This window comes from Nocardia sp. NBC_00508 (assembly GCF_036346875.1).
Taxonomy (GTDB): Bacteria; Actinomycetota; Actinomycetes; order Mycobacteriales; family Mycobacteriaceae; genus Nocardia.
Genome location: NZ_CP107852.1, coordinates 5142314 through 5165059 on the forward strand (window position 1 = coordinate 5142314; position 22746 = coordinate 5165059).

Below are 22746 nucleotides of genomic sequence, written 5' to 3' on the forward strand. Positions count from 1 at the left end.
TCGACGCCGCCTGGACCACGCTTGATAAAGCGTGCGGACTGTGCTGAGGGAGGCGGCACCCTGGTCAGGGCTGACCGGCGGGATCGATATCTGCGAACGTATCGACCCAGCGATGCGGCGGCCGTGGTGGATTGGGCTCGCCTGGCCGGGCCAGCCCGACGACCCGCCAACCGGCGGCGGTGGCGGCGTCGAGTTCGTCCGGATGGTCGGACAGGAACAGGATCCGCTCGGACGGGAGGCCGATGGCGCCCGCGATCTTGTCGTACGACGAGGATTCGCGCTTACCGCCCGCCGTCGACAGATCGAAGTACCCGCTGATCAAGCCGGACAGGCTGCCGCCGCGCGCGAAGGCGAACCAGTCCTGTTGATTGCGTATCGATCCCGACGAGTAGACGTACAGCGCGAAGCCTGCGGCATGCCAGGCCGTGAGCGCGGGCGGCACGTCCGAGAAGAACTCGCCGTGCAGTGCGCCGCTGCGGAAACCCTCCGCGCAGATGAGGCCCTGGGCGGTCTTGAGCGGTTCGGCCTTCACGTCCGAGTCGAGCCACTCGCGCAGGATCGCGGCGACCTCGGCCGGGTCGGCGTCCGGGCGCCCGGACAGCTCCCTGGTGGCGGCCAGCACGGGTGCCGCGGCGGTGGAGCTGTTCTCGGCCAGCCACGCCGGAAGCCGTTGCCGGGTATAGCCGTACAGATCTTCGCGGACCGCGGCGGTGGGGCTGGTGGTGCCCTCGATGTCGACGACGACGGCGCCGGTCACGGCGCGGTCAGCAGGTCGTCGAGGGTGGGGAAGTCCGCGCTGAGCTTGTCGCCGGTGAAGTCGCCGACCCAGCCGTCCTCCTCCTCGAAGAAGCGGATGGCGATGAAATCCGGGCGCTCGCCCATGTCGAACCAGTGCAGTGTGCCCGCGGGCACCGAGAGCAGGTCGCCGCCCTCGCAGACCACCGCGAGGACTTCATGGCCGAGATGGAGGTAGAAGCAGCCGCGTCCGGCGGCGAAGAAGCGCACCTCGTCCTCGGCGTGCCGGTGCTCGTCGAGGAACTTCCCGCGCGCGCCCTTGGCGACCTCCGGCCAGTTCGGGTCGGCGTCGTCGGGGTGGATGCGGGCGATGTCGACGTGCTTGTAGCGCCCGGACTCGTTCAGGTCGGCGACGTTGCTCGCGTAGTGGGCGAGCAGGTCGTCGGAGGAAGTGGACGCGGCGTTCTCGACCACCGGCCAGCGGCCGAACGTGATGCCGTGCCGGGCCAGTTCGGTGCCGATCTGTTCGTCGTCGGTGGTGCGGACGCGCACGTCGGCCGCGTTGTCGGCGGCCATCACCTGCAGCAGAGTCATGTCAGTCCAATCTCGAGAACGTCGTCGCGCGGGCCGAACGCGGCCGGGCTGCCGGTGCGGGAGACCAGCTCGCACAACGCTTCCAGGCACTCGGCGCGATCGCGCGCCTGAGGGAGATTATCCCCCCACGCGGTGATTCCGTGCCCGGCGATGAACAGCACCGGGAGAGCGTCGGGATGGTCGAGGAGGTAGCGCTCGATGTCCGCGCCGATGCGCGGCACGTCGGGCCAGTTCGGGAACACCGGGATGTCGGCGGCGGCCGGATCACTGCCGCCGAGCCCCTTGATCAGCTCGTAGTCGGTGATCCGAACGGCACTCAGCACGCCGGGCACGGCCGAGTGGGTGGCCAGCGCGGTGGCGAACGGCGGATGGATATGGACCACGGCCTGGGCTGGGCGGGTCCGGTAGACGGCGTTGTGGATCGTGGTCTCCGCCGAGGGCTTGCGGCCATGATCGGACACCGGCGCCGAATCCGCGACGCGCACGGTGACCATGTCGCGCTCGGTGAGTTCGCCTTTGGACAGCCCGCTACCGGTGACGACGGCGGTCGCGCCGGTGCGCACCGAGATATTGCCCGCCGTGCCCGGCATCCAGCCGCGCCGGTAGAGCTCGCGGGCGATGTCGGCGATCGCCGCGCCGTGCGGGGGATCGGATCGGAGTTCGCGGGGGGTGTCCGCGATTGCCGTGCCGTGCTCCGCATCAGAGCGATGCACCACGCCGTCCTCCGTGACCACCGCGGTCACCAGCTCACCCGGCGTCACGTCGAAAGCCGGATTGAAGACCTCGGTCTGCGCGGGAGCCGTTGCCACACCGCCGAATCCGATCACCTCATGTGCCGCGCGTTCCTCCACGACGATCTCGCGGCCGGTGGCCATATCGGGATCGCGGGTCGACTCCGGGGCGACCACGACGAACGGGATGCCGTGATGCCGTGCGGCCAGCGCGAGGCCGTAGGTGCCGATCTTATTGGCGACATCGCCGTTGGCGGTGACGCGGTCGGCGCCGACCAGCACACAATCGACCTGCCCGCTCGCCATCGCCCACGCGGCCGCGGCGTCGATGGTCAGCCGATGCGGGATGCCCGCCTCGGCCAGTTCCCAGGTGGTCAGGCGCGCGCCCTGTAACAGCGGGCGGGTCTCGTCGACCAGGACCTGCTCGATCGCGCCGCGCTCGGACAGCACCCGGAGCGTGCCGATGGCGGTGCCGAACGCGCTGGTCGCGAGCCTGCCGGTATTGCAGTGGGTGAGTACCCGCAGCGGACGGTCGGGGCACAAGCGCTGCACCAGGTCTGCGGCGTTGGTGGCGGCGGCCCGATTGACCCGGCCGTCCTCGGCCAGCATGTCCAGCGTTTCGGCGAGCACCGCGTCCGCGCCCCGGGCCACCTTCGCCCGGACCCGCCGCACCGCCCAGGCCAGGTTGACCGCGGTCGGGCGAGCGGCGGCGATCCGATCCGCCTCGGCCTGTACCGCCGCCTCGTCGACGACGCCCTCGATCGTGTGCGCGGCGGTGGCGAGCACCACGCCGAACGCCCCCGCGATGCCGATGGCGGGCGCGCCGCGAACGGCCAGCGTTCTGATCGCGTCGATGACCTGGTCGACCGTGCTCAGCCGCAGTTCTCGCACCTCGTGTGGCAGTCCGCGCTGGTCGATGGTGACGAGTGCACCGTCGTCCCAGAGCAGAGAGCTGTCGTCCATCAGGCGCATCCTTCGTCGCGTCGAGCCGGGTCGTGCCTGGTCAACGGTATCGGACGGCGGTGGATGGCCGACAATCGCGTCAGGCTGCCCCTGGCGTCTCGGCGCGCAGCTTCGCGGCGCGATCGCGTGGGTCGTAAGCGGGGCCGACGCCTTCGATCAGCACCAGGTCGCCGTCGATGTGATCGGCGCGCAGCGGCAAGATCTCTTGGTAGGCGGACGAGTAGTACCACTCCCGCGCCTCGGTCATGCCGGGGAACTCGATCAGCACCATGCTGCCGGGCCAACTGCCTTCCACGACCTCGGCCGGGGGTCCGTGGATGACGAAACGACCGCCGAACGGGTCCAACGTTGCCTGGATGCGTTCCAGGTACTGGAGAATGTCGGGGTGGGGCCTGCGATTGCGCAGGTGGGCGAAGCCATAGGCGGACATGGCGTTCCTTCGTTCCGATGACGCCGGGGTTGGCGTCCAATCGACCGTAAGTTCGCGCCGCATGGCCGGGCAATTATCTCGGTGGTAAGCGCCCGCATACAGACCGCGGCCGCCGGTCCCGGGAGGAGTAGGGAACCGGCGGCGCGGCGTGGCGCAGATCAGCTACTGGTAGCGGCGGTCCTGCTCGCCGCGCCGGTCGGGCATCTCGGACTTGCTGCCCCGACGGCTTTCCGGATTCGCGCCCTCGGGCATGCCCTGCTCCTGGCGCTGTTGCTGCTGCTGCCTCGGCATCTGCTTCGGCATTTTCTTAGGCGTTTTCTTCGACTTTTCAGCCATCTCCACTCGGTCCTTTCCGGGGGATTGATATTCGCCTAACGATCACACGATAGCGAGCGGGAATGGCTTTCGGAAGGGGAAGTGAAAAATATGGTCCGTAGCGGCCGTTTGCCGTGTTCTTGCAGGTAGATGCGTTGTTGATGGCGGGATTCATTGGCGAATCCGGCCGTTCCGACGGCGCATGATACATTTTCCGAAGCCTCTCGGGTGCCGCTCTATCGAAATGTAATCAGGAACAATCGCACCGTCTCGCGGGAACGTTTCTTCGTGCCGATATCGACCTGGACCGGACCTCTTTGCGTATATGCCGACGAATTCAATTCTGCTGTCGTGGTGCATGTGATCGCCGCCTGGGATGACGGTCATGCGGAGACGGAAAAACTTGTGGCGGAACGGGTTCCATGCGCATCGTGCTCCGGGAGGCGAGTGTCATGTCCAGCTCGTTCTCGCCTCTGCACTGGAAACTCAAGTACCACAGTCGTTTTCGTCCTCCGCGCCATCATGGTTCGCACGGTCCGCTCGCTGGAGGGCGGACCACTCGTCCGCGTTCACCAGCGCAGCGGGAGGAATTCGACGATCGCGCCGTCGACGGCCTCGGGCGGGACGATGACCAGACCGTCGCGGTCGATCAGCCCGCCGAGGTGCGCGGTGCGAACGGTCGGGTCGCCGACCCAGCCGCCCTGGTCGACGGTGCGGGCGGGGACGATGCGCGGCACTTGGCCCGCGATCTCGGCGGCGTTGCGCAGCGGCCCGCGCTGCGGACGCGCGGAAGGCGCGCCGGTGCGCCCCTCGACGATCGCGGGGGCCAGGGCCATGAGCGTCGCGACGGCGGCGAACGGGTTGCCGGGAAGGCCGAGCACCGTGGTGCCGGACGCGAGCTCGGCCACGACGGTGGAACCGCCGGGACGCAGGCGCAGGCGCGGCACGACGATCTCGGCCCCGGTGCGGGCCAGCGCCGCACGGAGCTGGTCGGCAGCTCCGCCGCCGGTCGCGCCGACGATCACCAGCAGATCGCCGTCCGGTGTCGCGGCCAGGACTTCGTCGAAGCCGTGCGGAGTGTCGCGCAGATGTACCCGGTCGGCGGTGCGAATGCCATACCAGGACAACAGGTCCGGCAGAATCGGGCCGATCGAGTCGCGGGTCTGGCCCGCCTGCAACGGACCCTCGCTACGGATCTCGTCACCGGTCATCACGATGCGGGCGCGCACCGGGCCGCGCACCGCCGCCACAGTGACCTCGACGCTCGCGGCCGCGGAGATCAGCGCCGCGGTGACCGGCGCACCTTCCGCCGCGACCAGATCGCCGACCTCGCGGTCCTCGCCGCGGCGGCGGATGTCGTCGCGTTGTGGCGTATCCGGCAGCCGGAAGAGGGTCTTGTCGGCGATGTGCACGAACTCGTCGCGCAGCACGCCGGTGGTGCCGTCCGGAACATGCGCGCCCGTCGCGATCCGCACCGCCTCACCGGACAGCAGCCCCACCGGACGCCGCCCGCCCGCGAAGCCGATATCGTGGCGCAGGCGCCACGGCCCGTCGCCCGCCACCGCGTAGCCGTCCATCGCGGACACGTCGAAGCGGGGCAGCGGACCGGCCGCCGTCAGCGGACCCGCGAGCGCGGCGCCGGTTACCGAACGCAGGTCCGCCTCATACGCGGTCAGCCGGGTGAGCTTGCCGCGCAAGATGTTTCGTGCCTCGTCGAGGGCCAGCGGCGGGTGCATGCGCGGCATTCCGACCGCGGCCCTGGCCTGTCGCACCTGCTCCTCGGTGTCGCAATCGCCGACGCCGGGCAGCGGGATGATGGCGGCGTCGGGCGGCACCAGCGCCTTCATCGGCTGGTTGATCAACGCGCCGAGCCCGGACAGCGCGGCCGCCAGCGCGGAGCGCCGCCACACTCCGATCAGGTACTGCGGGCGTCCCGACTCGTCGGCCGCGAACACCGCGTCCGCGCCGGATTCGGTGCTGTGCCGCACGAGTTCGGCGATCGCCCACTCGGACAGGAAAGGCAGGTCCGCGGCGAGCACCACCACCAGGGGCGCGGCGGAGCCGAGCGCGTGCAACCCCGTATCGATCGCGGCCACCGGCCCCGAACCGGGCGGCACCTCCCTGACCTGGATGATCTCCGGCGGCAGTTCGGGTCGATGCGGACCGACCACCACGGTGTGCGCGCAGGAGCCGACCGCGGCGAGCGCCACCTCGAGCATGGAACGGCCGCCGATGACGATCGCGGGTTTGTCCACACCGCCCATCCGGCTGGCCCGGCCTCCGGCGAGCACGATCGCGTCGGCGGCCGTCACACGCCACGACCTCGAGCTAGGTACACCATGGCGGCCATGCTAATTCGTCAGTGCCGGGAAGCCCCGGAGCGGACGGCGCGGATCAGGCGTTCGACCAGAAGCGGGCGGGCCGCAGCAGACGGAACTCGTTGTCCTCCGGATCGGCGAGCACGAGGTCGGTCTCCCGGTCGGGAGCAGGGGCGCCCCGATCGACCGTCGTGGCGCCCGCGGCATGCAGCCTGGCCACCTCGGCGGCCTGGTCATCGTCCGGAAACGGGCTGAGATCCAGATGCAGCCTGGTGCGGCCGGACCCGGCGTCGGGAGTGTGCACGAACTCCAGCCAGGAGCCGAGCCCGGTCGGCGAACGCAGCCCGGCCAGTTGCGCGCCGCGGCGTGCGAACGACCAGCCGGTGGCGACCGACCAGAATTCGGCCAGGCGCGCCGGGTCGCGCGTGTCGACCACGATCGCCGCGACGGCTCCGGTGTCCACGTACTCCTCCCTTGGCTCGAGCACGCAGAACTCGTTGCCCTCCGGATCGGCGAGCACCGTCCACGGCACCGCGCCCTGGCCGATGTTCACCCGGCGCGCCCCCAGCGCCAGCGCCCGGTCCACCTGGGTGCGCTGATGGTCGAGCGAGCGGGTGGCCAGATCGAGGTGCAGGCGGTTCTTGCCGATCTTGGCGCGCATCGCGGGTAAGAAGGTGAGGGCGAGTCGGGGGCCGTCGGGGTCGGCGGCTACGACGTCCACTCGATCGGGACGGTCCAGCGTCACGCTCCAGCCGAGCAGTTCGGCCCAGAAGTCCGCGACCGACCGCTGCCGGTCGGCATGGAACACGACGCACGCCAGACGCGTGGGCACGGATCAACGTTACTGGCCTTCGGTGCGTCGCGGAGCTGTTTCGGCAGGCGGCACGCAGTGCGGGGGATCGGGGAACGGGAAGCGGGCGGCGCGCAGGTCGACGCGACCTTCCCGGATCGGCACGCCTTCCTCGGCGAGCAGGCGCAGCTGGCGATGGGCCAGGTGCGCGGCGGGTCGACCGCTCGCGCCGAGCACGCGATGCCAGGGCAGGTCGGCGGCGTCGGTGCGCATGATCCAGCCGACCGTGCGCGGCGTGGACAGGCCGACGGCGGCGGCGATGTCGCCGTAGGTGGCCACCCGGCCGCGCGGGATCGACGCCACCAGCGTGCGTACCTGCTCGATCTGGGCGTCGGTCGTCGGCATCGGGTCAGAGCACCGAACGCACGAGTTCGCCGGTCTCGGCCGGATACGCCTGGGCGACCATATGATCGCAATTCCATTCGAGCACGGTCAGGTTGGCGCCCATGTGCTCGGTGAGCGCCGCGCGGAACTCCGGCGTGACGAACGGAGGGTCGACCTTCATCGCCTGCACCAGCACGGTGGGCAGCTCGGCGGGCGGCAACACCCAGTGCCGGGCCAGCTGACCCCAATAGGAGTTGATCGCGGGCAGGCTCATCCGCCAGCCGACGCGCCCGTCCGCGGTGGGCATCAGATGCTCGGTGAGCTCGGCCTCCAGCAGCCGCGGCTCCACGTCGCTCCAGCCACTGTTCAACTTGTCCTGCCGCGCCCGCTCGACGCTGGCGTAGTCGGCGGAGACCAGCGTGGACAGCGCGATCTCGTTGAGCCATTCCGGTTCCAGCGCGATGGCCGGGTCGAGCAGCACGAGCTTGCGCACCAATTCCGGATGACGGTGCGCAAGATGCAATGCGCACGCGCCGCCGAACGAATGCGCGACCACCACCACCGGTCCGTCGGCCTCGGTGGCGAGCAGTTCGACGAGGTCGGCGACGATGGTCTCGAAGTTCCACGGCGGCAGCGCGGTCGAGCGACCATGTCCGCGCAGGTCGGGGGCGAGCACGCGGAGGTCGGGCAGATGCCGGGTGGCCAGGTCTTCCCAGCGTTTGCCGTGACCGGTCACACCGTGCAGGGCGAGCACCACCGGTCCCGTCGTCGGACCGAACCGATGGACATTCAAAACAGACACCGGTTCATTGTGACCTGCGCCGGAAGCACTCGCAGACCCAGCAGAGCGGAGGGGCGTACCGGCGTGTCGGTCGTGTCTGTTGCAATAGCCCGCGTGGTGCGATCGGATGGCGCGGTGCGACTTGTTCGCCGGAATGTGGTGGCGCCTCGGCCGCGAGCCTGGGGCGCCGACGTTCGCGCGCTGTTGGACGCCCCGGCGGAGGCGGGGCCGACGCGCCCCGGGTGGCGACCCTGGCAGGTGCTCGGCGGCCCGGGTACGGGCAAAACGTCCCTGCTAGTCGACATCGCCGCCGGGCGCATCGCGGTCGGGGCCGACGCCGAATCGGTGCTGGTGCTGACCCATTCGAAGCAGGCGGCGAGCGCACTGCGTGACGCCATCACCGCGCGGCTGGCCGGGCCCGGTGCCGAGGACGGTGTGCCCGGCGCCACACGGGAGCCGCTGGTGCGCACGCTGCACTCGTATGCCTTCTCGGTGCTGCGCAGACACGCGCTGGCGCATGGCAACCCGCCGCCGCGTTTGCTGACCGGCGCCGAGCAGGACGCGGTCCTCCGGGAAATGTTGCGCGGCGACCTGGCGGATATCGCCGCGGGCGCCACCGGGCTGTGGCCGGAGCGACTGCGGCCCGCGCTCGCCCTCGGCGGATTCGCCGAGCAATTGCGTGATCTCATGCTCCGGGCCACCGAGCGGGGTATCGGACCGGAGGATCTGGTCCGGCTGGGCCGTGAGCACGCCAAACCGGAATGGGTCGCGGCGGGCAAATTCGCCATCCGCTACGAACAGACGATGCTGCTGCGCTGGTCGGTCGGCGTGGAGGCGCCGGAGGCGACGGCGCCCGCGCTGGACGCCGCCGAACTGATCGGTGCGGCGCTGGACGCGCTGGCCGCCGACCCGAATCTGCTTGCCGCAGAACGCGCCAGGATCAGGTACCTGCTGGTCGACGACGCCCAGCACCTCGATCCGCAGGCCGCGATCCTGGTCAAGGCGATCGGGCGCGGCGCACGGACCACGGTGATCGCGGGCGATCCCGATCAGGCCGTCTTCGCCTTCCGCGGCGCGGACGCGCGGTTCGTCGCCGACCTGGACACGCCGGACGGGCAGCGCATCGTCCTGCGGGACAACCATCGGTTCAGCGGTCAGGTGGAGGTGGCGGTCGCGCGGATCGCCGCGCGTCTGCCGGGCAGTGCGCCGCAGCGCCTTCCGGTGCCCGACCAGGTGGCGCCGCAGGACGACGGCGCGGAGGTGCGCGTCCGTGTGCTCGCCACACCGGCGAAGGAGGCGGCGCTCATCGCTGACCATTTACGCCGCGCGCACCTCACCGCCGGGGTGCCGTGGTCGCGGATGGCGGTGATCGTCCGCTCGGTGCCGCTCTCACTGGCACCGCTGCGCCGCGCCCTGCTCGCCGCGGGCGTTCCGGTGCAACAGCCCGCGCTCGACACACCGTTGGCGCGCAGGCGCGGCGCGGCCTGGATGTTGCTGTCGCTGCGCGCGGTTTTGGCCGGCGAGGCCGTAGGACGGGGAGCGGAATCGGCGTTCGAGCCGGAAGACGCCCTCGACCTGCTGGCCGGTCCGCTCGGCGGCGCTGATCAGATCGCTTTGCGCCGCCTGCGGCGCGGCATCCGGCGCGTGGTGCTCCAGTCCGCGCGCGGCGGGGCGAAAACCATGGAGACTACGGATGATTCGCCGCCGGATCGCGGCGCGGACCTGGACCGCCCCTCGGCGCAGGTGTTGCGTGACCTGCTGATCGGAACCGGCGATGCGGCGATCCTGGACCGGCTCACCGAGGTCGAGGCCGCTCCGCTGCGCCGGGTGTCGGACGCGCTGAACCGGGGGCGCAAGGCGCGTGGGCGTGGCGCGGGCTTGGAGGACGTGCTGTGGGCGCTGTGGACCGGTTCCCGGCTGGAGCGGCGCTGGGTGGCCCAATCCGAGCGCGGCGGCGCGGTCGGCATGCAGGCCGATCGCGATCTGGACGCCGCCGTCGGGCTGTTCGACGCGGCCGCCGCCTACGTCGACCAGCTGCCGCGGGCCGGCATCGAGGGTTTCGTGGACTACCTGATGCAGCAGGAGATTCCGCACGACGCGGCGCCGCGGACCGCGCCGGGCGAGGCGGTCGCGCTGCTGAGCGCGCACGCCGCCGCCGGGCGGGAATGGGACGTGGTCGCCGTCGCCGCGGTGCAGGAGGGGATCTGGCCCAACCCGCGATCGCGCGGCACCCTGCTGCACACCGAGGACCTGGTCGATCTCACCGCGGGCGTGTCCGATGCCGGGGAGCGGGTGAGCCGTGCGGCGCCGATCCTGGCCGAGGAACGCAGACTGCTGCTCGTCGCGTGCAGCCGGGCCCGGCGATCGCTGCTGGTTACGGCCGTGGAATCGGTCGCGGGGGAACGCGATCTGGTGCCGTCACGTTTCCTCGCCGAGCTGCTCGGGCCCGACGACGACGGCGAGCCCGGCGCGCTTCCGGTGGTCGATCCCGGCCGTGCGCTGGTGATGCACTCTTTGATGGCCGAATTGCGCGGCGTCGTCTGTGATCCCGACGCCGACCCCGACCGCAGGCGGCGGGCAGCGCAGCAGCTGGCGCGGCTGGCGGACGCGGGCGTGCGCGGCAGCCATCCCGACGACTGGTACGGCACCGCCGAACTCAGCTCGCGCCGCCCGCTGTGGACCGACGACGACGGCGCTGTCGCGCTCTCGCCCTCCACCGTCGAATTGCTGCGCACCTGCCCGCTGCGCTGGGCGCTGGAACGCAACGGCGGCACCGACGGCGACAATCCGCATGCCGTCAAGGGCAACCTGGTGCATACCCTGGTGCAGGCGCTGGCGGGCAAGGTGCCCGAGGCTCAGGTGCGCGCGGCGCTGGATCGCGCCTGGCAGGCGGTCGATCCCGGCACCGGCTGGCACTCCAGGCAGGAGCTGCGCCGCACCGAGGCGATGCTGGAGACCTTCCTGGCCTGGGTCCGCAACACCCGGGGCGAACTCACCCAGGCCGGTGTCGAGGTACCGGTCGACTGCGTGCTGCCCGCGCGCACGGAAGACGAACTCGCCGTGCGGATTCGGGGCCGAGTCGACCGGCTGGAACGTGATGCGCATGGCCGATTCGTCATCGTGGACGTGAAGACCGGCAAGTCCCCGGTCACCAAGCAGGCCGCCGCCGATCACGCCCAGCTGGCGACCTATCAGGTGGCGGCCGCCATGGGCGCGCTCGACGCCGGTGATGAAGAAACTTCTGCCGCAGGCGAATCCGATGCGGTCAACGATCCCGGTGGCGCACGGTTGGTGTATGTCGCCAAACCGAGCAAGGCGGAGGGCGCGACCCAGCGCATGCAGCCTCCGCTGGACGCCGAGGCCCTCGACACATGGCGTGACACGATCCACGAAGCCGCCGCGTCCACCCAGGGCCCCAGCTATCTCGCCATGCGCAACGACGCGTGCCGCCACTGCGCGGTCGCGGGCAGCTGCCCCGTGCAGGACCGGGGGAGGCAGGTGACCGACGAGTGAGCGGGTCGACCGAGGCCGCCACACGCTCGTACCCGCCGCGGATGATCGCGCACGGAGCGATGACGCACCCGGGTGAGGCGCCGCCGTGAGCGGCGGCCAGGTGACGCCGCATCAGCTGGCGCAGGCGCTCGGTCTGCCGCCGCCGACCGACGAGCAGGCGGCCGTTATCGCGGCGCCGCCGGGGCCGACCCTGGTGGTCGCGGGCGCGGGGGCGGGCAAGACCGAGACGATGGCCGCGCGCGTGGTGTGGATGGTCGCCAATCGGATCGTCCAGCCCGATGAGGTGCTGGGGCTGACCTTCACCCGCAAAGCCGCGCAGCAGTTGACCACCCGCATCCGGACCCGGCTCGCCCGGCTCGCTGGTGCGCCGTTGCTGCGTGAACTCGATCCGACCGGACAGCTGCGGGCGCAGCTGACCGGCGCGGAACCGGAAATCAGCACGTATCACTCCTATGCGGGCAGGCTGCTCACCGAACACGGGCTGCTGCTGCCGGTGGAACCTTCGGCGACCCTGCTCACCGAGACCCAGCTCTGGCAGCTGGCCCACCAAGTGGTCCGGACCTGGGACGGCGACCTGGACACCGATCGCACGCCGGTGTCGGTCACCGAGGCGGTGCTCGCGTTGTCCGGCCAGCTGGCCGAGCATCTGGTCGAGCCCGAGGAATTGGCCGAGGCGCATACCGAGCTGGAGAAGCTGGTGCACACGCTGCCCGCGGGTCCGCGCCAGCGCGGCGGGCCGAGCCAAACGCTGCTGAACATCGTGCAGGTGCAGCGGGAACGGGTAGCCCTGCTGCCGCTGGTGCACCAGCTCGCCGAGGCGCTGCGCCGCCGCGGCGCACTGGATTTCGGCGCGCAGATGTCACTCGCCGCCCGGCTCGCCGCCGAACACCCCGAAGTAGCGGCCGCCGAACGCGCCCGCTTCCGGCTGGTCCTGCTCGACGAGTATCAGGACACCGGCCACGCTCAGCGGGTCCTGCTCGCCGCCCTGTTCGGCGGCGACCAGGAGAACGCGGCTACCCGGCCTGTTGCGCATGAGGAGTCGCGGCGTGCCGGTGCGCATGATCCGCACTTCGCCAGGAGTACGGAGGATGTCGCTTCGCCGCGCGGTGGTGCGCGCGGCCCGTTGGCACCGGACGGGGCGCGCGATGCACAGCGTCTTGCGGTGACGGCGGTCGGCGACCCGATGCAATCGATCTACGGCTGGCGTGGCGCGTCCGCGGCGAATCTGCCCCGGTTCGCCACCGACTTCCCCGACGCGCCCGGCGTCCCCGCGCCCACCTTGGCGCTGCTGACCAGCTGGCGCAATCCGCCGCAGGCGCTGGCACTGGCGAATCTGGTCGCGGAACCATTGCGCCGCAAGGCGATCGAGGGCCGTGGGGTCACCGTCGACACGTTGCGCGCCAAACCCGAGGCGGAGCAGGGCGTCGTGGCACTGGCGCTGACCGAGACCGTGGCCACCGAACGTGCGTGGCTGGCCGAGCGGATCGCCGCAGAGTGGGCCGCCCGGCGCGCGGACCAACAGCCGCCGCCGACCTCCGCGGTGCTCGTGCGCCGCAACGCGGATGCCGCGCCGCTCGCGGAAGCGCTTCGCGCGCAGGGACTCCCGGTGGAGATCGTCGGGCTCGGCGGCTTGCTCGCCACACCGGAGGTCGCCGACGTCGTCGCCACCCTGCGGTTGATCGCCGAACCGGGCTCGGGCAGCGCCGCCATGCGGGTGCTGACCGGCGCGCGCTGGCGCATCGGCGTCGCCGACATCGCCGCGCTCGCCCGCCGGGCACGGGACTTGTCGATCCGGCGTCCCGCGTCCGACGCCACGGCCGAGATAGCCGACGGCGCCGCACTCGACGAGGCGCTGCGTGAGGTGGCGCCGGAACCGGCGGAACAAGCCGGTCTGGCCGACGCGATCGCCGATCCCGGTACGCCGCAGCAATATTCGGAAGCTGGTTTCGCCCGGATCGAGGCGCTGGGCCGGGAACTGGCCGCGTTGCGCGAACGCAGCGGCCAGCCGCTCGCGGAATTGGTCGCCGACGTCGAACGCACCATCGGCGTTGGCGTGGAGACTCAGACGCGCCGAGCGATGGCGGGAACCGGCGCCGGACGCGAGCACTTGGACGCGTTCGCCGAGGTGGTGGCCGGATACGCCGCCGACACCGGCGCCTCTCTCGGCGGGCTGCTCGCGTTCCTCGCCGCCGCCGAAGAGGTCGAGAACGGGCTGGAACCGGGAGAGGTGGAGGTCGCCAAGGACCGTGTACAGGTGCTGACCGTGCACGCTGCGAAGGGCCTGGAATGGGAGATCGTGGCGGTCCCGCACGTGGTGGAGGGCGTGTTTCCGTCCAAGGTCGGCACCGGCACGTGGTTGGGCGCGCTCGCCGAGCTGCCCACTTCTCTGCGGGGTGACCGCAAACAGGACGACGCGGCCGAGGGCGTTCCGGTGCTCGACCTCACCGACCTGTACGACCGCGCCGACCTAGACCGCGCGATCAAGGCGCACAAGGAGGCGCTGGAGCGCCGCCGGATCGACGAGGAACGCCGCCTGTTCTATGTCGCGCTCACCAGAACCGAACGCGTGCTGCTGGTTTCCGCGCACCACTGGGCGGAGACCGGCAGCAGCCCGAAAGGGCCCTCGGATTTCCTGCTGGAGTTGAAGCGGGCGAACGAGGACCCCGACAGCCCCGCGCACGGTGTCCTGGCGATCGACCGGTGGGACGACCCGCCCGCGCCCGACGCCGTCAACCCTTTCACCCACAACCCGGCCACCGCCGAGTGGCCGCGCGACCCGCTCAGTACCCGCCGCGACCCCATCGAACAGGGCGCCGCACTGGTCCGCGCCGCCCTCGCCGACCTTCGTGCGCGCCCAGCGACCGCGCACCGCGATCCGAACTCGCACAGCGCCGCGGCCGACCGCGTCGCGCCCGCATACCAGGACGCGATCCACGCCTCTGACCACTACCCGCCGGACGACGAGTTCCCCCCGGACCCACTGGACGAGTTCGCGGATCCCCCCGATTTCGATTTCATCGCAACCGAATTCGCCGACCCGTACGCGGATCTCGAGCCCTACTACGGCACCGCCCCGGACCCGGTCGAGGAGTACCTGTCGGCCGACGAGCCCGCCTTCGCGAGCGGCTTCGCTCCGCCCCCACCGGAGGACGCCTACCCGCCCGAGCAGGCGCACCGCGCGCCCGACCCGGACGATCCCGAAGGTTGGGCCGCCGACGTCGACGCCCTGCTGGCCGAGCATCAGGCGGCCGCGGCTGCCGCCGAGGCGGTCGAGCTACCCGGTCAGATCGCGGCGACGGCGCTGGTCGAACTGCGCGCCGACCCCGCGAAACTCGCCGCCCGCCTGCGTCGTCCGCTGCCCTACCCGCCGAATCCGCTGGCCCGCCGCGGCACCGCGTTCCACGCCTGGGTGCAGCGCTGGTTCGGCTCCACCCGTCTGCTCGGCTTCGATGAGCTGCCCGGCGCGGCCGATGGTGGCGCGGCCGACGCGGGATCGGACGCCGAGCTGACCGCGATGCAGGAGGCGTTCCTGAACTCGCCATGGGCCAACCGCAGCCCGGTCGAGGTGGAGATCCCGTTCGAGACCTCGATCGCAGGCACCGTGATCCGCGGGCGCATGGACGCGGTATTCGCCGAACCGGGCGGCCGCTGGATCGTGGTCGACTGGAAGACCGGCGCCGAGCCGGGCCCCGCCGAGGAACCCGCGGTCGCCATGCAGCTGGCCGTCTATCGCTTGGCCTGGGCGCGGTTGATGGCCGCGCGTGAGGGCCGCCCAGAACAGGAGATGCTGCCTCGGATCGGCGCCGCGTTCCACTACGTGCGTACCGGGCGCACCATCGCGCCGGCCACGCTGGCCGGCCCCGGCGAGCTGGCCGAGCTGATCAGGAACGCCGCGCCCGTCGACTCACCGCCAGCGACTGGGTGATCAGCGGGATCTGCAGCGGAAGCCGCAGCGCCGAGCCGATCTTGACCAGCCGCGGCGCCTTCTCGCTGGCGAGCATGTCCGCCGCGAACTGGACATTGGCCGGGAACACCGCGATGAACAGCAGCGCGGCGAGGCGCCCGCCGAAGCCGCGGGTCCGCGGGATCGCGAGCGCGGCGGCGACGCCGAGTTCGGCCACACCGGAGGCGTAGGTGTAGTCGCGGGCTCGTCCGGGCAGAGCGCGCGGCACGATCGAGTCGAAGGGCTTCGGCCACACGAAATGCAGCACTCCGGTGCCGAACAGCAGGGCGGCCAAGGCGAGCGCGGGGCGTCGCCCGGCGTCGCGCGCGGGTGTCAGCGTGTTTTCTGCCATGAGGCACCCTTGCATCCGTCCGGTGTCCGCGTCGAGCCCAGGCCGGCGCCAGACCGAGCATTCCCGTGCGCGAGCCACAGTCGGGCGCGAGCGCCGCGAGCGCCGCGGGAACAGACACGGGTAGGCTCGCGTGCTGTGCCGGAGGGACAAGAAATACCGGAGATGACCGACACGAGCAGGTACGCAACCACTCGGCTCGACTCCCTTTTTCGAGCGAAGCGAAATCGAGCCTTCTCGGTTCGAGCCATGAGGGGGCCGCGAACACGCAACGCCGCGGGCGCCGCACAACAAGCACAGGTGTCCGGTGTTCGGTGATCGAGCCCGTGGCTTCGGGCCGGCCAGTCGTCCGCACTTCGCCCTGGTCGGGATGTTGCGGATCCCGGAAGTGCAGATCAGCCCGTGGATTTCGCTGACCAGGCGGGTAACGTTCGCGGCATCTTTGCTGGTCCTCGCCGCATTGGTGGTGTACGTCGGTCGCGATGGCTACCACGACAACTCGGGCAACGAATTGTCGTTCCTGGACGCGCTCTATTACGCGACGGTGTCGCTGTCGACCACCGGATACGGCGACATCCACCCGGTGAGCCCCGGGGCGCGGCTGGCGAACATCGTCATCATCACCCCGCTGCGCATCCTGTTCCTCATCGTCCTCGTCGGAACCACGCTCGGCGTGCTGACGGAACGGTCCCGGCAGGCTTTCAAGATTCAGCGATGGAGGCACAGCGTGCGCAATCACACCGTGATCGTCGGATACGGCACGAAGGGGCGGAGCGCGATCGACGCCATGCTCGGCGACGGGGTGAAGCCCGCCGACATCGTCGTGGTCGACACCGACGTCGCCGCCCTGGAAGCCGCCGCGAACGCCGGGCTGGTCACGGTGCACGGCTCGGCCACCCAGTCCGACGTGCTGCGGCTGGCGAGCGTGCAGAACGCCGCGTCGGTCGTGGTCGCCACCAACCGTGACGACACCGCCGTGCTGGTCACCCTGACCGCCCGCGAGCTGAACAAGGGCGCCAAGATCGTGGTCGCGGTCCGCGAGGCGGAGAACACCCACCTGGTGCGGCAGTCGGGGGCGGACTCGGTGGTGGTGTCCTCGGAGACCGCGGGCCGCTTGCTCGGCATCGCCACCACCACGCCGACCGTCGTGGAGATGATGGAGGACCTGCTGACGCCCCAGGAAGGGTTCGCGGTTGCCGAACGCGAGGTGGAGTCGTCCGAGATCGGCGGCTCGCCACGGCATCTCAGCGATATCGTGCTCGGCGTGGTGCGCGCCGGAGTATTGGTCCGTGTCGGCGAGCCCGAGGTGGACGCGATCGAAGCGGGCGACAAACTGCTGTACATCCGCCGGACGAGCAAGTGACCGGCGGCGAGCCGGGCGGTAACTCGGCGCGATAGTCTCGAACCGTGCCTGCGTTTCAGCTCAATGGTGTTCCTCTGCTGTCCCGTTCCGTCATCGATCGCGCGGAGGAGATCCGGGGCGACGCCCAGGCCCTGAAGGAGGCCTGGGGCAAGGCGAAACTCTTGCGGATCAACCGGCGCGGGCAGGTGCGCTTCGAGGATGGCGTGCTGGTTTTGGCCGCCGCGCTCGAGCTGTCCGCGGAGCCGAGCCCGGCCGCTGTGTTCCTGGGCATCGAGGACGGCATCCACCTGTGGGCGGTCCGCGATCCCGAGCTGGAGGGTTCGCTCACCGACCTGCGCGCGTTGGCGGGCGGCAGCGTCGACGACCGCACCGCCGGTTTGCTCTCCGCCGCGATCGCACTGCTGAACTGGCACGACAAGGCCGGGTTCAACGGCGCGGACGGCACGGTGACCACCGCGTCCAAGGCCGGGTGGTCGCGCGTCACCGAGAGCGGCTACGAGGAATTCCCGCGCATCGATCCCGCGGTGATCTGCCTGATCCACGACGGCGGCGATCGGGCGCTGCTCGCGCGCCAGCACAGCTGGCCGAAGTCGCTGTTCTCGCTGCTGGCGGGGTTCGTCGAGGCGGGTGAGTCGCTGGAGCGCTGCGTCGAACGGGAGATGCGCGAGGAGGTCGGCCTCGACGTGCGCGAGATCAGCTACCTGGGCAGCCAGCCGTGGCCGTTCCCGCGCTCACTGATGCTCGGCTTCGCCGCGGTCGCCGATCCCGACCAGCCGCTGGCCTTCTCCGACGGCGAGATCGCCGAGGCCGACTGGTTCACCCGCGCCCAGGTGCGCGAAGCGCTGGCGATGGGCGACTGGTCGACGCGGAGCGAGGAGTCGCGGCTGTTGCTGCCCGGTTCGATCTCCATCGCGCGAACCATCGTCGAATCCTGGGCGGCGATCGACTGAGCGCACGCTCCCCACTCCGCCTGGCCGGCGCTCGGCGCCATCGTGTGCGATCGCGCGCTGTGTCCTCGGTTCGCTCGCTGGCGCTCGCTCATGCCTCCGCCTCGCTGGCGCTCAGCTCCGGCACGAGCGAGTGCTCGGCTGTGTCCGTTGTTCGCTCGCTGACGCTCGCTCATGCCTCCGCCTCGCTGGCGCTCAGCTCCGGCACGAGCGAGTGCTCGGCTGTGTCCGTTGTTCGCTCGCTGACGCTCGCTCATGCCTCCGCCTCGCTGGCGCTCAGCTCCGGCACGAGCGAGTGCTCGGCTGTGTCCGTTGTTCGCTCGCTGACGCTCGCTCATGCCTCCGCCCCGCTGGCGCTCAGCTTCGGCACGAGCGAGTGCTCGGCTGTGTGCTCGCTCACGCGCGGACCGGCACGGCCCGCGCGGAGCAGGTGATCAGGACAGACCGGCGAGGGTCTGCTCGACGGTCGCCAGCGACGGGTTGGTCGCGGTGGAGCCATCGGCGAACTTCACGGTGGGCACGACGTGGTTGCCCCCGTTGACGCTGCCGACGAACGCGGCCGACGCCGGATCTTGTTCGATATCGATCTCGACGTAGCTGATACCGGCCTCGTCCAGCTGCGTCTTCAGCCTGCGGCAGTAGCCGCACCAGGTGGTCGAGTACATCGTCAGAGTGGGGTTCGCGTCAGTCACGGATGATGCAACACTGAAGCACCTCGCACTGTTCCAACTCGAACATTCTCCGCGGTCGGTTGCTCCGTATTCAATATGCGCGCAGCGGGCGGCGCTGGCCTCGTTCGACCTGACCCACGTGCAGTTCGTGTTGCTCGCCTCGTTGGTCTACCTTGCCGCCGGCCGCGACGATCCGGTCCGGCAGCGTGACCTGGCCGAGCACGCCGCCACCGACCCGATGATGACTTCCCAGGTGCTGCGCGTCCTCGCGCAAAAAGGCCTGATCGAGCGCCGCGACCACCCGAGCGATCGCCGGGCCAAAGCCCTCGCTGTCACCGAAGCCGGTGCGGCACTGGCGAACCGCGCCATCGTGGCGGTCGAGGCCTGCGACGAGGAGTTCTTCGCGCCGCTCGGCAGGCAGGGCGCTGCGTTCGCGCGATCCCTGCGGCTGCTGCGCGATCGAAACCACTGATCACCCGGCGGCGGGTCCGGCCGCGATCACTGCCCTGCGATTCGGCCCCGGGCGCGAGATGCCCGCGAACCGCGCATGAATATCACGCAGCGCGCAGCAGGAGCGTGCCACGGCGACAGCTGGCGGATGAGACGATCCAATCGGGTCGGACCGGATGACCATGCGGGCTGTGTCGGTGGGCGCTGTCATGATGGACCGCGTGCCCGCACTCCACCTCCCCGACCTCGATCCCGAGCAGGCAGTGGCAGTGCGCGCGCCGCGCGGTCCGGTGTGCGTTCTCGCGGGCGCGGGCACCGGCAAGACCAGGACCATTACCTACCGCATCGCGCATCTGGTCGCGCAGGGGCACGTCAAGGCCGACCAGGTGCTCGCGGTGACCTTCACCGCGCGGGCGGCGGGGGAGTTGCGCACCCGGTTGCGCGCGCTCGGACTCGGCGGCGAGGCCACCCAGGTGCAGGCGCGCACGTTCCACGCGGCGGCGCTGCGGCAGCTGAAGTACTTCTGGCCACAGATCGTCGGTGACGTGCCGTGGCGGTTGATCGACGCCAAGTTCCCGATCGTCACGCAGGCGGCGAACCGGACGGGACTGTCCACGGCCACCGACAGCGTTCGCGACCTGCTCACCGAAATCGAATGGGCGAAGGCGTCGCTCATCGCACCCGAGGACTACGCGGCAGCGGTCGCTGAACGCAGGCGCGAGACGCCCTACGATGCCATGCGCGTCGCCGACGTGTACGCGGGCTACGAGAAACTCAAGGCCACGCCGGACGGGCTGCTGCTGGACTTCGACGACCTATTGCTGCACACAGCGGCCGCGCTGGAGGACTATCCGGCGGTGGCCGACGAATTCCGCGGCCGCTACCGCAGTTTCGTCGTGGACGAATACCAGGACGTCACGCCGCTACAGCAGCGGGTGCTCGACGCCTGGCTCGGCGACCGCGACGACCTCACCGTGGTCGGCGACGCCAACCAGACGATCTATTCGTTCACCGGTGCCACGCCGAACTATCTGCTCGATTTCTCCCGCCGGTACCCCGACGCGCGGGTGGTGCGGCTGGAACGCGACTATCGCTCGACTCCGCAGGTGGTGTCGCTGGCCAACCGGGTGATCGGCGCGGCGCGCGGTCGCATCGCGGGCACCAGACTGCAACTGGTCGGGCAGCGGCCCGACGGACCCGAGCCCGCGTTCGCCGAATACGACGACGCTCCGGCCGAGGCGGCGGCGGTGGCCGGGGCGATCGCCCGGCTCATCGAGGCGGGCACGCCCGCCGCGGAGATCGCGGTGCTCTATCGCATCAACGCCCACTCGGAGAGTTACGAGCAGGCACTCACCGAGCGCGACATCCCCTACCAGGTGCGCGGCGGCGAGGGTTTCTTCGCGCGCACCGAGGTCAAGCAGGCCGTGCAGGCGCTGCGTCGAGCCGAGTCCCGCGAGGACCTGCCCGACCAGGCGCGCAAGGGCAGCGCCCTGGTCGCGCTGGTCCGCGCGGCGCTCGCCCCGATCGGCCTCACCGCCACCGAGCCCGCAGGCGCTCAGGCGCGGGAACGCTGGTCCTCGCTGGTCGCCCTGGTGCGCCTGACCGAGGAGCTGGTCGGCCACGACGATCGACTCGACCTGACCGGGCTGCTGCGCGAGCTCGCGACCCGCGCCGAGGCCAGGCATCCACCGACGGTGCAGGGCGTGACGCTGGCCTCTTTGCACGCGGCCAAGGGCCTGGAGTGGGACGCGGTATTCCTCGTCGGCCTTTCCGATGGCACCCTGCCCATCCAGCACGTTCTCGCCGACAACGGCTCGGTCGCCGACGAGGCCGCGCTGGAGGAGGAGCGGCGGCTGCTCTATGTCGGGGTCACCAGGGCGCGGAAGCAATTGCGGCTGTCCTGGGCGCTGGCGAGGAACGAGGGAGGTAGGCGCACTCGGCGGCGCTCCCGGTTCCTCAACGGCCTCGTCCCCGACGACTCGCCCGCCTCGCGTATCGCGGCACCGGCCAGCGCGTCCAACGGAGTCCGGCCGACCTGCCGGGTCTGCGCCAAACCGCTGATCGGCACGTACGCCACCATGCTAGGCCGCTGCCGCCGCTGCCCGGCCGAGCTGGACGCCGAATTGCTTGTCGCACTGCGGGAATGGCGTGCGGAGAAGGCGGAAGCGTTGCGTGTGCGGGAATTCGTCGTGTTCACCGACACCACGCTCACCGCGATCGCCGAACAACTGCCCGCCGACGACGCCGCGCTGGCCGCGATCGCGGGCATCGGCGCCAAGAAGATCGACCAGTTCGGCGCTGACGTACTCGCGATCGTCGCGTCCCGTCTCCGATCCATATCACAAAACCGCAGGTAGAAAATAGGTTGTCGTCGTCGACGATCTTGCCTATGGTGGATTTCACGCACCGGGAGGTCATCTCGGCGCGCACAGTTACCGACACACTCCGAGTACAGGAGGGAGGCAGAGCAATGGACAACATCATGAACTTCGACGCCAATGGCGTTGCGGTCTATGCGCCCATGGCGGCCTCCCGGGGGATCCTCGCCTTGCAGGGGATCGGTCTGTCCGGAATCGGTGCCTGCGGCATGTCCGGCACGAAAGTGAATTCTGCTGCCATGCCCGTATTCATTCGCACCGAAGTCCAGGGCAAGCCCAGCGCGGGCTGGCACCCGACGGCTGCCGAGGCAGCAGTCGGCGGCTTCGCGGACGAGTTCGGCTTCGAGTCGGCGGATCCGCGGGCAGCACGCCTCCGCACCGCACACCCAGCGACCGTGAACAGGATTCGACGCAGATGTCGACCTAGGTAGGGAACTCCTCCCCGCCCTCCTGGCCACGGATCGCACGACAGCGAAACCGTGGCCAATCTTCTCCGGCCCTTCAGCCACCCGGCACCGGTTTCGCGACAACGAAACGAACCGCTGCAAACGAGCTGAAGGAGAACGACGTGTTCACCGCACAGGGTTGGCCACAAGCCGCTACTGACGTGACATGCCGAACCGTGGCGTCGACTACTCGTCCCCAGGAGCCCGCCAAGGCCCTGCCTTGCCGTGCCGGCAACCCGGACCTCTGGTTCGCCGAGAGCCCGGTCCAGTTGGAGCAGGCCAAGGCACTGTGCGCGACCTGCCCGATCCGTAAGGGCTGCCTGAACGCGGCCATCGATCGGCGTGAGCCATGGGGTGTTTGGGGTGGTGAGATCTTCGACCAGGGTGTCGTGATCGCCCGCAAGCGTCCACGTGGTCGTCCGCGCAAGGTCGCGGTCCCGGCATGAGCGTCAGGCCCGGAGGCGGCAGTTCGCGTAACCACGTAGGGCCCGCGAATGCCGACAAGGGGCACAGCATGAGTCGGGGAGTGACTTCCCTCCCTCCCTCCCTCCGGTCGATGTGCTCGATTCGGTCGGTCCCGGCACGGGCCGAGCCAACGAACGAGAAAGCAAGCCAGCCGCTCACCGTTGTCCGGTGGGCGGCTGG

The 22746-nt window shown here is 70.5% G+C and carries 19 protein-coding genes; 8 read left to right on the forward strand and 11 right to left on the reverse strand.

Annotation, left to right across the window (positions count from 1 at the left end; genetic code table 11):
* Positions 1–64: 64 nt before the first annotated feature.
* From mtnC to OHA40_RS22925, 9 genes are all read right to left on the reverse strand, one after another.
* Positions 65–757 (reverse strand): acireductone synthase, encoded by a 693-nt coding sequence (gene mtnC, locus OHA40_RS22885; RefSeq protein WP_330228930.1) that lies wholly within the window; start codon positions 755–757, stop codon positions 65–67.
* Positions 754–1329, reverse strand: coding sequence for a 1,2-dihydroxy-3-keto-5-methylthiopentene dioxygenase (locus OHA40_RS22890; RefSeq protein ID WP_330228931.1), 576 nt, complete (start codon positions 1327–1329; stop codon positions 754–756). Before OHA40_RS22890 ends, mtnC begins: the two co-directional genes overlap by 4 nt.
* Entirely contained in the window at positions 1326–3023 is a 1698-nt protein-coding gene (gene mtnA, locus OHA40_RS22895; protein ID WP_330228932.1) for an S-methyl-5-thioribose-1-phosphate isomerase, read from the reverse strand. The genes OHA40_RS22890 and mtnA overlap by 4 nt, the downstream gene beginning before the upstream one ends.
* A gap of 79 nt (positions 3024–3102) precedes the next feature.
* Positions 3103–3453, reverse strand: a complete 351-nt coding sequence (locus tag OHA40_RS22900; RefSeq protein WP_330228933.1) for a DUF1330 domain-containing protein — start codon at positions 3451–3453, stop codon at positions 3103–3105.
* 162 nt (positions 3454–3615) lie between these two features.
* On the reverse strand, positions 3616–3789 hold the full coding sequence (locus OHA40_RS22905; RefSeq protein ID WP_330228934.1) for a hypothetical protein: 174 nt from the start codon (positions 3787–3789) through the stop codon (positions 3616–3618).
* A gap of 548 nt (positions 3790–4337) precedes the next feature.
* Entirely contained in the window at positions 4338–6080 is a 1743-nt protein-coding gene (locus OHA40_RS22910) for an NTP transferase domain-containing protein (RefSeq protein ID WP_330228935.1), read from the reverse strand.
* 82 nt (positions 6081–6162) lie between these two features.
* Entirely contained in the window at positions 6163–6918 is a 756-nt protein-coding gene (locus OHA40_RS22915; protein ID WP_330228936.1) for a VOC family protein, read from the reverse strand.
* 9 nt (positions 6919–6927) lie between these two features.
* A complete protein-coding gene (locus tag OHA40_RS22920) occupies positions 6928–7281 on the reverse strand; it encodes an MGMT family protein (protein ID WP_330228937.1) in 354 nt (117 codons plus the stop codon).
* Between the two features lie 4 nt (positions 7282–7285).
* Positions 7286–8062 (reverse strand): alpha/beta hydrolase, encoded by a 777-nt coding sequence (locus OHA40_RS22925; RefSeq protein ID WP_330228938.1) that lies wholly within the window; start codon positions 8060–8062, stop codon positions 7286–7288.
* 72 nt (positions 8063–8134) lie between these two features.
* Here OHA40_RS22925 and OHA40_RS22930 point away from each other — a divergent pair, with 72 nt between their 5' ends.
* Positions 8135–11554 carry an ATP-dependent helicase gene (locus OHA40_RS22930; RefSeq protein ID WP_442943793.1) on the forward strand — a complete coding sequence of 1140 codons (3420 nt, stop codon included), beginning with the start codon at positions 8135–8137 and terminating at the stop codon, positions 11552–11554.
* Between the two features lie 85 nt (positions 11555–11639).
* On the forward strand, positions 11640–15479 hold the full coding sequence (locus OHA40_RS22935) for an ATP-dependent DNA helicase (protein WP_330228940.1): 3840 nt from the start codon (positions 11640–11642) through the stop codon (positions 15477–15479).
* Here the strand turns inward: OHA40_RS22935 and OHA40_RS22940 are convergent.
* Positions 15436–15849: a DoxX family protein gene (locus OHA40_RS22940; protein ID WP_330228941.1), complete on the reverse strand. Its 414-nt coding sequence runs from the start codon at positions 15847–15849 to the stop codon at positions 15436–15438. The genes OHA40_RS22935 and OHA40_RS22940 overlap by 44 nt on opposite strands.
* Before the next feature lie 304 nt (positions 15850–16153).
* Between OHA40_RS22940 and OHA40_RS22945 the strand changes: the two genes are divergently transcribed.
* Entirely contained in the window at positions 16154–17209 is a 1056-nt protein-coding gene (locus OHA40_RS22945) for a potassium channel family protein (RefSeq protein ID WP_330228942.1), read from the forward strand.
* A gap of 44 nt (positions 17210–17253) precedes the next feature.
* Entirely contained in the window at positions 17254–18159 is a 906-nt protein-coding gene (gene nudC, locus OHA40_RS22950; RefSeq protein ID WP_330228943.1) for an NAD(+) diphosphatase, read from the forward strand.
* 431 nt (positions 18160–18590) lie between these two features.
* Here the strand turns inward: nudC and OHA40_RS22955 are convergent, their stop codons facing one another.
* On the reverse strand, positions 18591–18821 hold the full coding sequence (locus tag OHA40_RS22955) for a mycoredoxin (protein ID WP_330234336.1): 231 nt from the start codon (positions 18819–18821) through the stop codon (positions 18591–18593).
* Positions 18822–18966: 145 nt separating this feature from the next.
* Here OHA40_RS22955 and OHA40_RS22960 point away from each other — a divergent pair, with 145 nt between their 5' ends.
* The 4 genes from OHA40_RS22960 (at position 18967) to OHA40_RS22975 (ending at position 22547) form a co-directional block, all read left to right on the forward strand.
* Complete coding sequence (locus tag OHA40_RS22960) at positions 18967–19299, forward strand: MarR family winged helix-turn-helix transcriptional regulator (RefSeq protein WP_330228944.1); 333 nt, start codon at positions 18967–18969, stop codon at positions 19297–19299.
* A gap of 187 nt (positions 19300–19486) precedes the next feature.
* Entirely contained in the window at positions 19487–21634 is a 2148-nt protein-coding gene (locus OHA40_RS22965) for an ATP-dependent DNA helicase UvrD2 (protein WP_330234337.1), read from the forward strand.
* A gap of 113 nt (positions 21635–21747) precedes the next feature.
* Positions 21748–22086 carry a hypothetical protein gene (locus tag OHA40_RS22970; protein ID WP_330228945.1) on the forward strand — a complete coding sequence of 113 codons (339 nt, stop codon included), beginning with the start codon at positions 21748–21750 and terminating at the stop codon, positions 22084–22086.
* Positions 22087–22223: 137 nt separating this feature from the next.
* Entirely contained in the window at positions 22224–22547 is a 324-nt protein-coding gene (locus OHA40_RS22975) for a WhiB family transcriptional regulator (protein WP_442943794.1), read from the forward strand.
* The last annotated feature ends 199 nt before the right edge of the window (positions 22548–22746 follow it).

Excerpts from the sequence above, each read along its gene's own strand:
- OHA40_RS22890 (WP_330228931.1), bottom strand. The coding sequence starts at position 1,329 with ATGACTCTGCTGCAGGTGATGGCCGCCGACAACGCGGCCGACGTGCGC.
- mtnA (WP_330228932.1), bottom strand. The coding sequence starts at position 3,023 with ATGGACGACAGCTCTCTGCTCTGGGACGACGGTGCACTCGTCACCATC.
- OHA40_RS22900 (WP_330228933.1), bottom strand. The coding sequence starts at position 3,453 with ATGTCCGCCTATGGCTTCGCCCACCTGCGCAATCGCAGGCCCCACCCC.
- OHA40_RS22905 (WP_330228934.1), bottom strand. The coding sequence starts at position 3,789 with ATGGCTGAAAAGTCGAAGAAAACGCCTAAGAAAATGCCGAAGCAGATG.
- OHA40_RS22920 (WP_330228937.1), bottom strand. The coding sequence starts at position 7,281 with ATGCCGACGACCGACGCCCAGATCGAGCAGGTACGCACGCTGGTGGCG.
- OHA40_RS22940 (WP_330228941.1), bottom strand. The coding sequence starts at position 15,849 with ATGGCAGAAAACACGCTGACACCCGCGCGCGACGCCGGGCGACGCCCC.
- OHA40_RS22955 (WP_330234336.1), bottom strand. The coding sequence starts at position 18,821 with ATGTACTCGACCACCTGGTGCGGCTACTGCCGCAGGCTGAAGACGCAG.
- OHA40_RS22965 (WP_330234337.1), top strand. The coding sequence starts at position 19,487 with ATGATGGACCGCGTGCCCGCACTCCACCTCCCCGACCTCGATCCCGAG.
- OHA40_RS22970 (WP_330228945.1), top strand. The coding sequence starts at position 21,748 with ATGGACAACATCATGAACTTCGACGCCAATGGCGTTGCGGTCTATGCG.